This window comes from Streptococcus sp. HMSC073F11 (assembly GCF_001810785.1).
Classification (GTDB): Bacteria; Bacillota; Bacilli; order Lactobacillales; family Streptococcaceae; genus Streptococcus.
Window position 1 is genome coordinate 165,139 of sequence record NZ_KV802690.1, and the last position, 14,245, is coordinate 179,383.

Here is a 14,245-nt window from a genome sequence, read left to right on the forward strand (position 1 = left end):
TAGTTTGCTCTTTGATTTTCATTGAGTATAAGACACAAGGGATTCATTTTCTAGTTTAAGAAGGAGTCTATACACCAAAGAGGCTTCTTCTTTTCTTGCCTGTTTGATAACTATCAAAAAAGTAGAAGATTAAGAGAAATATAGAAAGAGATTTCATGAAACAATTTTTAGAACGGGCCAGTATTTTGGCTCTCTCTCTCGTTTTGATTACATCCTTTTCCATCTCGAGTGCCCTGCCAGCTATGTTTGACTATTATCAAGGTTATCCTAAGGAACAAATTGAGCTCTTGGCGAGCTTACCTTCCTTTGGAATCATGATGATGTTATTACTAAATGGTTTCTTAGAAAAAATATTTCCTGAGCGCTTACAGATCAGTTTGGGATTGCTGATTTTATCACTAAGTGGAACGGCTCCCTTTTGGTACCAAGCTTATCCTTTTGTCTTTGGAACACGGATTCTTTTTGGTTTGGGTGTTGGGATGATTAATGCCAAGGCCATTTCCATTATTAGTGAACGCTATCAAGGAAAAACGAGAATTCAGATGTTAGGGCTACGCGGTTCTGCAGAGGTCGTTGGGGCTTCTCTCATTACCTTGGCAGTCGGCCAATTGTTGGCCTTTGGTTGGACAGCTACTTTCTTAGCTTATAGTGCTGGATTTTTAGTTCTGATCCTTTATCTGCTCTTTGTACCTTATGGAAAAGAAAAGAAAGAAGTCAAGAAAAAAACGAAGGAAGCAAGTCGCTTAACTCGGGAAATGAAGGGCTTGATTTTTATCTTAGCTATTGAAGCGGCGGTTGTAGTTTGTACCAATACAGCTATTACCATCCGTATTCCAAGTCTGATGGTGGAAAGAGGACTGGGAGATGCCCAGTTATCTAGTTTTGTTCTTAGTGTCATGCAGTTAATCGGGATTGTGGCTGGTGTGAGTTTTTCTTTCCTGATTTCAATATTTAAAGAGAAACTGCTCCTCTGGTCTGGTATTACCTTCGGCTTAGGGCAAATCGTGATTGCCTTGTCTCCATCCTTGTGGGTGGCAGTGGCAGGAAGTATTCTGGCTGGCTTTGCCTACAGTGTAGCCTTGACGACAGTCTTTCAACTTGTCTCTGAAAGAATTCCAGCTAAACTCCTCAATCAAGCAACCTCATTTGCAGTTTTAGGCTGTAGTTTCGGAGCCTTTACGACTCCATTCGTTCTAGGTGCAATTGGCTTATTAACTCACAATGGGATGTTGGTCTTTGCTATCTTAGGATCTTGGTTAATTGTAACCTCTATCTTTGTCATGTACCTACTTCAAAAGAGAGCTTAGGATTGGTTTACTAAGTTTTTCTTTTTTGGATTTTTGTACCCAGACACTATTTGATTTAGGGCCTTGTTTACAGACTAATTTCTTGATAAAATAGGAATTATGACAAGATATAAAGCAACTATTTCCTATGATGGTTACGTCTTTGCTGGTTTTCAGCGCCAGCCTCATGCGCGTAGCGTTCAGGAAGAAATTGAAAAAACCTTGACCAGGTTAAATAAAGGGCAAGCCATTACTGTTCACGGTGCTGGTAGGACAGATAGTGGAGTTCATGCTCTGGGACAGGTTATTCATTTTGATCTACCTTATCAGATGGATGAGGAGAAGCTCCGTTTTGCTTTGGACACCCAGTCTCCTGAAGATATTGATGTGATTTCGATTGAGCTTGTGGCGGATGATTTTCATTGCCGTTATGCCAAGCATAGCAAGACCTATGAGTTTATCGTGGATAGGGGCCGTCCCAAAAATCCTATGCGCCGTCACTATGCCACCCACTTTCCTTATCCGCTTGATGTGGAACGGATGCGGGAGGCTATCAAAAAATTAGAAGGCACTCATGATTTCACCGGCTTTACAGCCTCTGGGACTAGTGTAGAGGATAAGGTTCGCACCATCACAGAAGCTAGTTTAACAGTTGATGAGACAGGTCAGTTTTTGACTTTTACCTTTTCAGGAAATGGTTTCTTGTATAAGCAGATTCGCAATATGGTGGGGACACTGCTTAAAATCGGCAATAACCGCATGCCAGTAGAGCAGATTGACCTCATCTTGAAGAAAAAGGACAGGCAGCTTGCAGGTCCCACTGCAGCACCAAATGGTTTGTATTTAAAGGAGATTCGTTATGAAGAATAATCGTATTTTAGCACTTTCTGGAAATGATATTTTTAGTGGTGGTGGTTTGTCCGCGGATTTGGCTACTTATACCTTGAACGGCTTGCATGGCTTTGTAGCAGTGACTTGTTTGACAGCTTTGACAGAAAAAGGCTTTGAAGTCTTTCCAACTGACGATACCATTTTTCAACATGAATTAGATAGCTTGTGTGATGTGGAATTTGCAGGTATTAAGATTGGTCTTCTACCAACTGTCAGTGTAGCTGAGAAGGCATTGGACTTTATCAAACAACGCCCAGGAGTACCTGTGGTTCTGGACCCTGTCTTGGTCTGCAAGGAAACACACGACGTAGCTGTAAGTGAACTCTGTCAAGAACTGATTCGTTTTTTCCCTTATGTCAGTGTGATTACACCTAATCTTCCTGAAGCAGAATTATTGGCTGGTCAGGAAATCAAAACTTTGGAAGATATGAAAACTGCAGCTCAGAAATTACATGATTTAGGCGCGCCAGCAGTCATTATCAAGGGAGGAAATCGCCTTAGTCAGGACAAGGCTGTGGATGTCTTTTATGATGGACAAAACTTTACAGTCCTAGAAAATCCTGTCATTCAAGGGCAAAATGCTGGCGCAGGTTGTACCTTTGCCTCTAGCATTGCCAGTCACTTGGTTAAAGGTGATGAACTTTTATCAGCAGTAGAAAGCTCTAAGGCTTTCGTTTATCGTGCTATTGCACAAGCAGATCAGTATGGAGTAAGACAATATGAAGCAAACCAAAACAACTAAAATCGCCCTTGTATCCCTATTAACCGCTCTCTCTGTGGTTCTAGGTTATTTCTTAAAAATTCCAACACCGACAGGCATTCTAACTCTTTTAGATGCGGGTGTCTTCTTTACGGCCTTCTACTTTGGTAGTCGTGAAGGGGCTGTAGTAGGAGGACTAGCAGGTTTCTTGATTGACCTCTTATCAGGATATCCTCAGTGGATGTTCTTTAGCTTGGTTAACCATGGCTTGCAGGGATTTTTCGCAGGATTTAAAGGAAAAACTCAGTGGTTAGGCCTTATCTTAGCAACGATTGCCATGGTAGGGGGTTACGCCTTGGGTTCTGCATTGATGAATGGCTGGGCTGCAGCCCTACCAGAAATTTTACCAAATTTCATGCAAAATATGGTAGGGATGATTGTAGGATTTATCCTTAGTCAAAGTATCAAGAAGATTAAGTAATACTCTTCGAAAATCTCTTCAAACCACGTCAGCTTCGATCTGCAACCTCAAAACATTGTTTTGAGCAACCTGCGGCTAACTTCCTGGTTTGCACTTTGATTTTCATTGAGTATAAAGAGGCTGAGTCAAAAGTCTTTCAAATAAGAAAAACGCATAGTATCAGGTGTTGAAAAATTTTGATACTATGCGTTTTATTGTGGGAAGATTTTCGAAGAATATTAATCAAAATAAAGCAAGTCTTTGCTGGTGCTTGTAAAGAGGTCGAAGCCATCCTTGGTAACAACACCACAGTCTTCGATACGAACGCCGACTTTACCAGGGATATAGATACCTGGTTCAACAGAGAAGCACATGCCTTCTTCGATGACCATGTCGTTTCCTTCCATGATAGAAGGGAATTCGTGGACATCCATACCGATACCGTGACCGAGACGGTGGTTGAAGTACTCTCCGTAACCAGCTTTTTCAATGACTTCGCGAGCAGCGCGATCAACTTCATGTGCAGTCACACCTGGCTTGATAAAGTCAAGAGCAGCTTGTTGGGCTTCCAGAGTCAAGTTGTAGATATCTTTTTTGAATTGATCTGGTTTACCGACAGCGACCGTACGAGTCATATCTGATGCGTAGCCATTGACTAGAACACCAAGGTCAAAGAGGAGAAGAGCATCATTTTCAACCTTGTTAGCTGCTGGAATACCGTGTGGATTTGCAGCATTATCACCAGTCAAGACCATGGTATCAAAGCTCATTTCATAACCTTCACGCTTCATAGCAAAGTCAATTTGGGCGATGATATCTGTCTCTGTCTTATCAAGAGAAATATTATCAAAGCCAACCTTAACAGCCTTGTCCGCATAGAGACCTGCAACCATCATTTTTTGCACTTCGTCAGCAGATTTGATGAGGCGCATGCGTTGGATACGAGGTGTGAGGTTGTTAAACTCAGCAGTTTCAAAAACTGTTTTCAAGCCATGATATTTGGTCAAGATGAGATTGTCAAACTCAACAGCGACACGTTTGAAGTCAAGTTGTGGAAGAGCATGTTTCATTTTTTGCCATGGATTTTCAGAGTCCACATAGCCCACAACTGGGAAGGAAACAGTGCTGCTCGCACGCTCCACTTCAAGGGCTGGGACAAAAAGGAGGGGTTCCTGATCCGCTAGGACAAAAAGGAACATTTGGCGTTCATGGGGATCACTGTAAAAGCCAGTGAGGTAATTGATTGTGACGGGGTCAGATACGACAGCGACGTCTAGTTTTTCTGATTCAAGATATGTTACGATTTGTTGTAATTTAGACATATGCTACCTTCTTTCTACCCCTCTATTTTGGCAAAAAATGAGAGAAAATGCAAGGGAGAAGGGTAAAAGAACAGACAAAAAGAACTCCGACAAGATAACGGAGTTCTTTGATATCATTTTCCTTTGTTTAAGAAAAGTCAGCCTTGCTTTTGACATCACTGTATTCTTCAGCGATTTCTTGGCTGAGAATGTCCTCATAAGCAGGGAGTTGAATGTCCTGACCATATTTCTTCTTGAGGGCAGTAGTGACTAGGCGATAAGCTAGATTGGCATTACGAGAGAGGATAGGCCCGTGGAAGTAGGAACCAAAGACATTCTTATAATGAACACCTTCGCCGACCTTTTCTTCGTTATTTCCATTTCCATAGACAACCTGTCCCAGCGGTTTTTGATCATCTGAGAGGAAGGTACGGCCCTGATGATTTTCAAAACCATAGTAGGTTTCATCGAAATCTTCATTGTGAATCTTGATGTCCCCTATAAAACGGTTATTGGTCTGATTGAGGGTGTAGTGGCCCATGACCCCTAGTCCTTCGATGCGTCTCCCTGAAGCTTCAACATAATATTGGCCCAATAGTTGGAAACCACCGCAGATAGCCAGAACCACACCGTCGTTTTGGATGTAGTTGTCAATGCTCTCTTTTTTAGCAGGTAGGTCGTCTGCAATGATACTCTGTTCAAAGTCTTGACCACCACCGAAAAAGGCGATGTCGTAGTGATTTTCGTCAAAGTCATCATGGAGAGAAACGATGTCAACGGTCACATGGGCTCCCAGCTTTTCAGCCACATACTTGAGCATGAGGATGTTTCCATTGTCCCCGTATGTATTCATGAGGTTTCCGTAGAGGTGAGCGATGTTGAGATGATAAGGGTAATTGCCATCTTTTGAGGAAAGTGAAGTATAAACCATTAGTTCATCTCCTTTCTAACAATCTGACGACTAGCCAGCAGTTCGCGGAATTCAAGCATAGCAGTATAGGTAGCCAGAATATAAGCATGCTTGCAGTCTTGGTTCTCAATTGTCTTAAGAACTTGTTCCAGATTGCTTGTTTCAGTGATTTTATCAGCTGGATAGCCTGTCACTCGGAGACGACGTGCGATTTCAGAATGACGAACACCGCCAGCGTTGATTTCAGGAATATCCATGTCAGTGATTTGTTCAAAATCCGCATCCCAGATCCAGCTGGTATCAATTCCATCTGCATAGTTGGCATTGAGGAGGACAGAGAGGCTAAATGGATAAGGAGCTAGTTTAATCATCTCGATAGCCTGGGTTGCACCAACTGGATTTTTAATCAAAACGAGGGTACATTCTTTGTCCCCGATATGGAAGGTTTCTTGGCGTCCAAAGACAGCACGGCTCTTATCAAATCCCTGCTTGATTAGTTGCGAATCTGCACCAAGGAAACGGGCGATGGCAACCGCAGCTAGGGCGTTGTAGATATTGTAGAGCCCACCGATTTGAATACCGTATTCTTGACCGTCAATGACAAAGCGAGAGCGATTGTTGGTCAATTCAACCAATTCTGTCAAGCGATAGTCTAGTTCAGGACGTTTACATCCACAACCTTCACAGATATAGGCACCCAAGTTTGCATAGGTATTATGCTCGTATTTGAGGATTCCTTGACAGTCAGGGCAGAGGATCCCTTCGGTATTATAGTGAGCCAGTTGGGCTTGACCTTTCTCCAAGTCAAAACCAAAATACTCTACAGGATTTGGAATAGCTGGCTTATAGAAAAGTGGACTGTCTCCATTAAGGAGAACAGTGGCAGTAGGCACCTTACGAATAGCATCCAAAATCATCTTGTAAGTTGTGTAAATCTCACCATAGCGGTCCATCTGATCACGGAAGATATTCGTGATAACAAATAAGCTTGGCTGGATATAGTCACAGATACGAGATAGACTGGCTTCATCGATTTCTAGAACGGCAATATTTTTCCCAGTTTTAGAAGATTTGGCTGTTAAGAAGGTTGTCGCAATCCCTGTAATCATGTTGGCACCGCTTGGGTTGGTCAGAACTTGACCATAAACCTCTTTTAAAATGCCGACAGTGAGGGCAGTTGTCAAGGTTTTTCCGTTGGTTCCAGTGACCACGACAATCTCGTAGTTCTTAGCTAGGTTTTGTAAAATATCTTTATCAAATTGAAGGGCGACTTTTCCTGGGAGCGTACTTCCACGGCCAAGACGGCTCAAAACGAAGTGGGAAGAGCGCCCAGCTAGGAGGCCCAAAGTAGTTTTTAATTTCATGTTTCTATTATATCATAAAAGAGGGAAAAGACAGATTTGATACTCAATGAAAATCAAAGAGCAAACTAGGAAGCTTGCCGCAGGCTGTACTTGAGTAAGGTAAGGTGACGCTGACGTGGTTTGAATTTGATTTTCGAAGAGTATGAGATTTCGCAGAAATGAAAACAGCCCTCAGAGGGCTGTTAGATATGATTAAATCTCAACTTAAATCGCAAACAAGTCATTCAAGTTCTCAGCCAAGGTTGGGTGAGTAAAGATTTGTTTTGTAAAGTAAGTGTAAGGAATCTTGTTGTCCATAGCAACAGTGATGATGTTGATGATTTCTTGAGAACCTTCTGAGAAGATGCTTGCTCCAAGAATTTCTTTTGTTTCAGTATTAACAACAGCTTTGAAAGCTCCACGAAGGTCTCCATTTACGTGACCACGAGGCATTGCTGCAACAGGGATTTCCTTAACAGCGTATGGAAGTTTCAAATCAGCTGCTTGGCTTTCAGTCAAACCTACTTGTGAAAGCGCAGGTGTGATGAACATAGTATTTGGTACATTGAGACGGTCTTCAAGTGTGTAGCTGCCATCTCCAGCAAGGTAGCTGTAAACAACACGGAAGTCATCAAGTGAAATGTAAGTAAATTGAAGGCCGCCGTTGACATCTCCAACTGCAAAGACACCAGGAACGTTTGTTTGACAATGTTTGTCTACTTTAATAGCGCCACGTTCAGTTAGTTCAATATCTGTGTTTTCAAGTTGAAGTGGTTCTACATTTGGTTTGCGTCCAGTTGCATAGAGAAGGGCATCGAAACGGTAAGTTTCGTTTTCAGTCACGACAAGCACTTGGTCACCGTCGTTTTTGATTTCAGTAGTACGGATGTTTTGAAGCAATTCAATACCGTCTTCTTCCATGTATTGTTTAGCAAGAGCTGCGATGGAAGGTTCTGCACGAGGAAGGAAAGTATCCAAGGCATCTAGGACTGTAACCTTGCTTCCAAGTTTGTTGTATAGGCCGGCAAATTCAAGACCGATATTTCCACCACCAAGGACTCCAAGGTTTTCAGGTAATTTGTCCAAGTTTTGGATACCTGTTGAGTCAAAGACGTTTTTGCTTGTAGCAAGTCCAGGGATTGGCAAGACGTTTGAAACAGCACCAGTGTTGATGACGATTGTTTCAGCAGTCAGTTCTTTCTTTTCATCACCAGCTTGGATTTCGATGACTTTATTTGAAAGGAAGTGAGCTTCCGCATCAAAGATATCGACGCCTGTACCAGCAACAGTCGCATAGTTTTTACCGTTGAGGCGACTAGTGATAGTGTTTTTGGTAGCAATCACTTCTTCAAAAGACAAGTCTTTCTCAGCAGCAACCAGCAAAGTTTTAGTTGGGATACAACCGATGTTGATACAAGTTCCACCGTACATAGCTTTGCTACGTTCAACGAGGGCAACTTTTTTACCAGCTGAAGCCAATTTACCTGCTAGTGTTTTACCAGCTTTACCAAATCCGATAACGATTAAATCATAAGTTAACATTTAGTGTTCCTCCTATTCGAATTTCATTCTAGCACAAGAAAAAAACTTTTGCACAATTCTGCTACGCTTTAAAAAAGTTTATGAAATAGTGGAAATTATAGCCTTACTTTCTCAGAAAAATCGTTTACATGATATTATCGATGGATTGGGCTATCTTTTGCTTCTCTCTTGTGTTATACTAGATAGGTTGCAAAGAAAACAGTACTTTTCTTTTGTGGAAAAGAAGCAACACGATTTTATATCCAGTATATGAAAATACGTCATAAAAAGAAAAGTATAAACTAAGCCCTATAGGGTGGCTTCGCACCACCTTTAGAAAGAAGAATAACGTGAAATTTAATGAATTAAACTTGTCTGCTGATTTGCTAGCAGAGATTGAAAAAGCTGGTTTTGTAGAAGCCAGTCCGATCCAAGAACAAACCATTCCCTTGGCCCTTGAAGGCAAGGACGTTATCGGTCAAGCTCAGACTGGTACAGGAAAAACTGCAGCCTTTGGCTTGCCTACCCTTGAAAAAATCCGTACAGAAGAAGCGACCATCCAAGCTTTGGTTATCGCTCCAACACGTGAACTTGCTGTCCAAAGTCAAGAAGAACTCTTCCGCTTTGGTCGTAGTAAGGGAGTCAAAGTTCGCTCAGTATATGGCGGATCAAGCATTGAAAAACAAATTAAGGCTCTTAAATCTGGTGCCCATATCGTGGTGGGAACTCCAGGTCGTCTTTTGGACTTGATTAAACGAAAGGCCTTGAAATTACAAGATATTGAAACTCTTATCCTTGACGAAGCGGATGAAATGCTCAACATGGGCTTCCTTGACGATATCGAAGCTATCATTTCTCGTGTCCCTGAAAACCGTCAAACTTTGCTTTTCTCAGCAACTATGCCAGATGCCATCAAACGTATCGGTGTTCAGTTTATGAAAGACCCTGAGCACGTGAAGATTGCTGCTAAGGAATTGACAACAGAATTGGTTGACCAATACTATATCCGAGTTAAAGAACAAGAAAAATTTGATACCATGACTCGTCTCATGGATGTGGAACAACCAGAACTTGCTATCGTATTTGGTCGTACAAAACGCCGTGTAGATGAATTGACTCGTGGTTTGAAAATCCGTGGCTTCCGTGCAGAAGGAATTCATGGAGACCTAGACCAAAACAAACGTCTTCGTGTCCTTCGTGACTTTAAAAATGGCAATCTTGATGTTTTGGTTGCGACAGACGTTGCAGCGCGTGGCTTGGATATTTCAGGTGTGACCCATGTCTATAACTACGATATTCCACAAGATCCTGAAAGTTATGTTCACCGTATTGGTCGTACAGGTCGTGCTGGTAAGTCAGGTCAGTCTATTACTTTCGTATCACCAAATGAAATGGGCTACCTTCAAATTATTGAAAACTTGACTAAGAAACGCATGAAAGGTCTCAAACCTGCAAGTGCAGAAGAAGCCTTCCAAGCTAAAAAACACGTAGCTCTCAAGAAAATTGAACGTGATTTTGCAGATGAGACTATCCGTGCCAACTTTGAGAAATTTGGTAAGGATGCTCGTAAGCTAGCTGCCGAATTTACTCCAGAAGAATTGGCAATGTATATCTTGAGTCTGACTGTTCAAGATCCAGATAGTCTTCCTGAAGTGGAGATTGCACGTGAAAAACCACTGCCATTTAAACCATCAGGTAATGGATTCGGTGGTAAAGCTAAGGGAGGTCGTGGAGGCCGTCGTGGGGATGACCGTCGTGATAATCGCCGTGGTAATGGTCGTCGTGATGATTTCAAAAAAGGAAGTCGTGGAAATGATCGTTTTGATAAAGACAGACGTTACCGTAAGGATAATAAAAAACCACGCAATACTTCAAGCGAAAAGCAAACAGGCTTTGTTATTCGTAACAAGGGCGATAAATAAGAAAAAGCGGTTCAAAATGAATCGCTTTTTTATATAAGGAGACCGAATGGAAAAGAAAGATAAATAAAATAGATATATTATCTTCTTGTAATATTATAATACACAAAAATAGGGAGCTTGTCAATAGAAAAGAAGCAATTTAATTAAAAATATTCTTGTTTTTTCAAATTGCAATTAAATAAGCAATTTTCAGATAATAATTGAAAATTCAAGCTGTTTATGTTATAATGATAGCGATTAAATTCGAGGTGAAAAATGGCACATTTATTAGAAAAAACTAGAAAAATTACTTCTATCCTGAAGCGCTCGGAGGAGCAGTTGCAGGAAGAACTTCCTTACAATGCGATTACCCGTCAATTGGCAGATATCATTGACTGTAATGCTTGTATTGTTAATAGCAAGGGACGTCTCCTTGGCTATTTTATGCGTTATAAAACCAATACAGATCGTGTAGAGCAATTCTTCCAAACTAAAATTTTCCCGGATGACTACATTCAAGGTGCGAACATGATTTACGATACAGAAGCCAATCTGACAGTTGATCATGATTTAAGTATTTTTCCTGTGGAAAGTCGTGCCGACTTTCCAGATGGTTTGACGACTATTGCACCGATTCATGTATCAGGGATTCGCCTTGGCTCTTTGATTATTTGGCGCAATGATAAGAAATTCGAAGATGAGGACTTGATCCTTGTTGAGATTGCCAGTACCGTTGTTGGGATTCAGCTTCTCAACTTCCAACGTGAAGAGGATGAGAAAAATATCCGCCGTCGTACTGCTGTTACCATGGCGGTCAATACCCTTTCTTATTCAGAACTCCGTGCTGTATCAGCAATTTTAGGAGAGTTAAATGGAAACGAAGGTCAGTTGACTGCGTCAGTGATTGCAGACCGTATTGGGATTACCCGTTCTGTGATTGTCAATGCCCTTCGTAAACTTGAGTCTGCTGGGATTATTGAAAGTCGCTCACTTGGAATGAAGGGAACCTACCTTAAGGTCTTGATTTCAGATATTTTTGAAGAAGTGAAGAAAAGAGATTACTAATGACTAAGGCTTTAATTTCGATTGATTATACAGAAGATTTTGTTGCAGATAGTGGAAAATTGACAGCAGGCGCTCCAGCTCAGGCGATTTCGGATGCCATCAGCAAGGTAACTCGATTAGCTTTTGAACGAGGAGATTACATCTTCTTTACAATAGATGCTCACGAAGAAAACGATTGTTTCCATCCAGAAAGCAAGCTGTTTCCTCCTCACAATTTGATTGGGACTAGTGGACGGAATTTATACGGTGATTTGGGGACCTTTTATCAAGAGCATGGTTCAGACAGTCGTGTCTTTTGGATGGATAAACGCCATTACTCAGCTTTTTCGGGGACTGATCTGGATATCCGTTTGAGAGAGCGTAGAGTGTCTACCGTTATCTTAACAGGTGTCTTGACGGATATCTGTGTCCTGCATACAGCTATAGATGCCTATAATCTAGGATATGACATCGAGATTGTTAAACCAGCTGTTGCTTCCATCTGGCCTGAAAATCATCAATTTGCCCTAGGTCATTTCAAAAATACACTCGGAGCTAAGTTAGTAGATGAAAATCTAAATGAAATTTCAGAGTAATTTGGTTGATGAAATGAAAAATTTTGAAAAAAAGTGTTGACAAGTATCCCAAAAGTTGATATACTAGTAAAGTAATCGACGCGGGGATGGCGGAATTGGCAGACGCGCAGGACTAAGGATCCTGTGACCGCTTTAGGTCGTGAGGGTTCAAGTCCCTCTCTCCGCATAGGATAAGAGTTAGCTTAGGCTAGCTCTTTTGTTTTCATATAATTCAAGTAGAGCAAAAAATTTTTGCTCTTTTTTTGTATTTCATAAACATTTCATATTTGGGTTTTATAATAGTCTTACAAATATGGAGGTGACAAATGAATCCAATCCAAAGAGCTTGGGCTTATGTCAGCAGAAAACGACTGAGAAGTTTTATTTTATTTCTGATTTTATTGGTTCTATTGGCTGGAATTTCAGCCTGTTTGACTCTGATGAAGTCCAACAAAACAGTTGAAACCAATCTTTACAAATCACTCAACACATCTTTTTCTATTGAAAAGATAGAAAATGGTCAGACTTTCAAGATGTCAGACCTAGCATCTGTAAGCAAGATTAAGGGACTGGAAAATGTCTCTCCTGAACTGGAGACGATTGCAAAACTAAAAGACAAGGAAGCGGTGAGTGGCGAGCAGAGCGTGGAGCGTGATGATTTGTCAGCTGAGGACAAGAACTTGGTTAGCTTAACAGCTCTTGAGGATTCATCTAAGGATGTGACCTTTACCAGCTCGGCTTTCAACCTAAAAGAAGGGCGACACCTTCAAAAAGGAGATTCCAAGAAAATTCTCATCCACGAAGAGTTGGCCAAGAAGAACGGTCTTTCGCTTCATGACAAGATTAGCTTGGATGCTGGACAGTCAGAAGCTGGCAAAGGACAAACTGTCGAGTTTGAAATCGTCGGAATCTTCTCTGGTAAAAAACAAGAGAAATTTACAGGTTTGTCTTCTGACTTCAGTGAAAACCAAGTCTTTACAGACTATGAAAGTAGCCAAACTCTTTTAGGAAATAGTGAAGCTCAAGTCAGTGCAGCACGCTTCTATGTAGAAAATCCTAAGGAAATGGACGGACTCATGAAGCAGGTAGAAAACTTGGCCTTGGAGAATCAAGGTTACCAAGTCGAGAAGGAAAACAAGGCTTTTGAACAAATCAAAGACTCAGTTGCAACCTTCCAGACCTTTCTGACCATTTTTCTTTATGGGATGTTGATAGCAGGAGCAGGAGCCTTAATTCTGGTTTTGTCTCTCTGGCTGAGAGAAAGGGTCTACGAAGTGGGAATTTTACTGGCACTTGGAAAAGGCAAGAGCTCGATCTTCCTACAATTCTGTTTAGAGGTAGTTTTGGTATCTATTGGTGCTTTGCTTCCAGCATTTGCTGCAGGCAACGCCATCACATCTTACCTACTCCAAACCCTACTAGCAAGTGGAGATCAGGCAGTCTTACAAGACACACTAGCCAAAGCAAGCAGTCTATCAACCAGCATCCTATCTTTTGCAGAATCCTATGTTTTTCTAGTTCTGCTTAGTTGCTTATCTGTAGCCCTTTGTTTCCTATTCTTATTTAGAAAATCGCCTAAAGAAATTTTATCATCTATTAGTTAAGAAGGAGAAATCATGACTTTATTACAATTACAAGATGTTACCTACCGTTATAAGAACACTGCTGAAGCAGTCCTATATCAGATCAATTATAATTTTGAACCCGGGAAATTTTACAGTATTATTGGTGAGTCAGGAGCAGGAAAATCCACACTCTTGTCCCTACTTGCTGGTCTAGATAGTCCTGTTGAAGGTTCTATACTTTTCCAAGGAGAGGACATTCGTAAGAAGGGCTATTCTTACCATCGCATGCACCATATTTCCCTGGTCTTTCAAAATTATAACTTGATAGATTATCTTTCTCCACTGGAAAATATCCGCTTGGTCAACAAAAAGGCAAGTAAGGATACACTTCTTGAGCTTGGTTTGGATGAAAGTCAGATCAAGCGGAATGTTCTCCAGTTATCAGGGGGTCAACAGCAACGTGTTGCCATTGCTCGCAGTTTGGTCTCAGAAGCTCCAGTCATTCTTGCTGATGAACCAACGGGAAATCTGGACCCTAAAACTGCTGGAGATATTGTCGAACTGCTCAAATCACTTGCCGAGAAAACAGGTAAATGTGTTATCGTCGTAACTCACAGCAAAGAAGTGGCACAAGCATCAGATATTACACTTGAGTTGAAGGACAAGAAACTGACTGAAACTCGCAATACTACGAAATAATACGAGCTTTTTCTGTTATACTCTTCGAAAATCAAATTCAAACCACGTC

The 14,245-nt window shown here is 41.3% G+C and carries 13 protein-coding genes and 1 tRNA gene; 10 read left to right on the forward strand and 4 right to left on the reverse strand.

The genetic code is table 11. The features are described from left to right. The first annotated feature begins 155 nt into the window (after positions 1 to 155). From HMPREF2764_RS02475 to HMPREF2764_RS02490, 4 genes are all read left to right on the forward strand, one after another. Positions 156 to 1,307 (forward strand): MFS transporter, encoded by a 1,152-nt coding sequence (locus HMPREF2764_RS02475; RefSeq protein ID WP_070526949.1) that lies wholly within the window; start codon positions 156 to 158, stop codon positions 1,305 to 1,307. A 99-nt stretch (positions 1,308 to 1,406) separates the two neighbouring features. Continuing rightward, positions 1,407 to 2,156, forward strand: coding sequence for a tRNA pseudouridine(38-40) synthase TruA (gene truA, locus HMPREF2764_RS02480; RefSeq protein ID WP_070526951.1), 750 nt, complete (start codon positions 1,407 to 1,409; stop codon positions 2,154 to 2,156). Then, positions 2,146 to 2,919 (forward strand): bifunctional hydroxymethylpyrimidine kinase/phosphomethylpyrimidine kinase, encoded by a 774-nt coding sequence (locus tag HMPREF2764_RS02485; RefSeq protein WP_020903643.1) that lies wholly within the window; start codon positions 2,146 to 2,148, stop codon positions 2,917 to 2,919. Before truA ends, HMPREF2764_RS02485 begins: the two co-directional genes overlap by 11 nt. Further along, positions 2,897 to 3,358: an ECF transporter S component gene (locus tag HMPREF2764_RS02490; protein WP_020903644.1), complete on the forward strand. Its 462-nt coding sequence runs from the start codon at positions 2,897 to 2,899 to the stop codon at positions 3,356 to 3,358. The genes HMPREF2764_RS02485 and HMPREF2764_RS02490 overlap by 23 nt, the downstream gene beginning before the upstream one ends. A gap of 218 nt (positions 3,359 to 3,576) precedes the next feature. Here HMPREF2764_RS02490 and HMPREF2764_RS02495 read toward each other — a convergent pair whose 3' ends face one another. The 4 genes from HMPREF2764_RS02495 to HMPREF2764_RS02510 form a co-directional block, all read right to left on the reverse strand. Next, positions 3,577 to 4,659 carry a M24 family metallopeptidase gene (locus HMPREF2764_RS02495; protein WP_070526954.1) on the reverse strand — a complete coding sequence of 361 codons (1,083 nt, stop codon included), beginning with the start codon at positions 4,657 to 4,659 and terminating at the stop codon, positions 3,577 to 3,579. 127 nt (positions 4,660 to 4,786) lie between these two features. Continuing rightward, positions 4,787 to 5,569 (reverse strand): lipid II isoglutaminyl synthase subunit GatD, encoded by a 783-nt coding sequence (gatD, locus tag HMPREF2764_RS02500; protein WP_070526957.1) that lies wholly within the window; start codon positions 5,567 to 5,569, stop codon positions 4,787 to 4,789. After that, positions 5,569 to 6,912, reverse strand: a complete 1,344-nt coding sequence (gene murT / locus HMPREF2764_RS02505; RefSeq protein ID WP_070526960.1) for a lipid II isoglutaminyl synthase subunit MurT — start codon at positions 6,910 to 6,912, stop codon at positions 5,569 to 5,571. The genes gatD and murT overlap by 1 nt, the downstream gene beginning before the upstream one ends. Positions 6,913 to 7,116: 204 nt before the next feature. Next, positions 7,117 to 8,433, reverse strand: coding sequence for an FAD-containing oxidoreductase (locus HMPREF2764_RS02510; protein WP_004255717.1), 1,317 nt, complete (start codon positions 8,431 to 8,433; stop codon positions 7,117 to 7,119). Positions 8,434 to 8,762: 329 nt separating this feature from the next. Between HMPREF2764_RS02510 and HMPREF2764_RS02515 the strand changes: the two genes are divergently transcribed. From HMPREF2764_RS02515 to vex2, 6 genes are all read left to right on the forward strand, one after another. Further along, positions 8,763 to 10,334, forward strand: a complete 1,572-nt coding sequence (locus HMPREF2764_RS02515) for a degradosome RNA helicase CshA (protein WP_070526962.1) — start codon at positions 8,763 to 8,765, stop codon at positions 10,332 to 10,334. A gap of 255 nt (positions 10,335 to 10,589) precedes the next feature. Next, positions 10,590 to 11,378: a GTP-sensing pleiotropic transcriptional regulator CodY gene (gene codY, locus HMPREF2764_RS02520; RefSeq protein WP_000940738.1), complete on the forward strand. Its 789-nt coding sequence runs from the start codon at positions 10,590 to 10,592 to the stop codon at positions 11,376 to 11,378. Next, positions 11,378 to 11,953, forward strand: coding sequence for a cysteine hydrolase family protein (locus tag HMPREF2764_RS02525; RefSeq protein WP_070526965.1), 576 nt, complete (start codon positions 11,378 to 11,380; stop codon positions 11,951 to 11,953). The genes codY and HMPREF2764_RS02525 overlap by 1 nt, the downstream gene beginning before the upstream one ends. Before the next feature lie 80 nt (positions 11,954 to 12,033). Continuing rightward, a tRNA-Leu gene (locus HMPREF2764_RS02530) sits at positions 12,034 to 12,119 on the forward strand. Positions 12,120 to 12,258: 139 nt separating this feature from the next. Further along, positions 12,259 to 13,536, forward strand: coding sequence for an ABC transporter permease (locus HMPREF2764_RS02535; RefSeq protein WP_070526968.1), 1,278 nt, complete (start codon positions 12,259 to 12,261; stop codon positions 13,534 to 13,536). A gap of 12 nt (positions 13,537 to 13,548) precedes the next feature. Beyond that, positions 13,549 to 14,196, forward strand: coding sequence for an ABC transporter ATP-binding subunit Vex2 (gene vex2 / locus HMPREF2764_RS02540; RefSeq protein ID WP_024057461.1), 648 nt, complete (start codon positions 13,549 to 13,551; stop codon positions 14,194 to 14,196). The last annotated feature ends 49 nt before the right edge of the window (positions 14,197 to 14,245 follow it).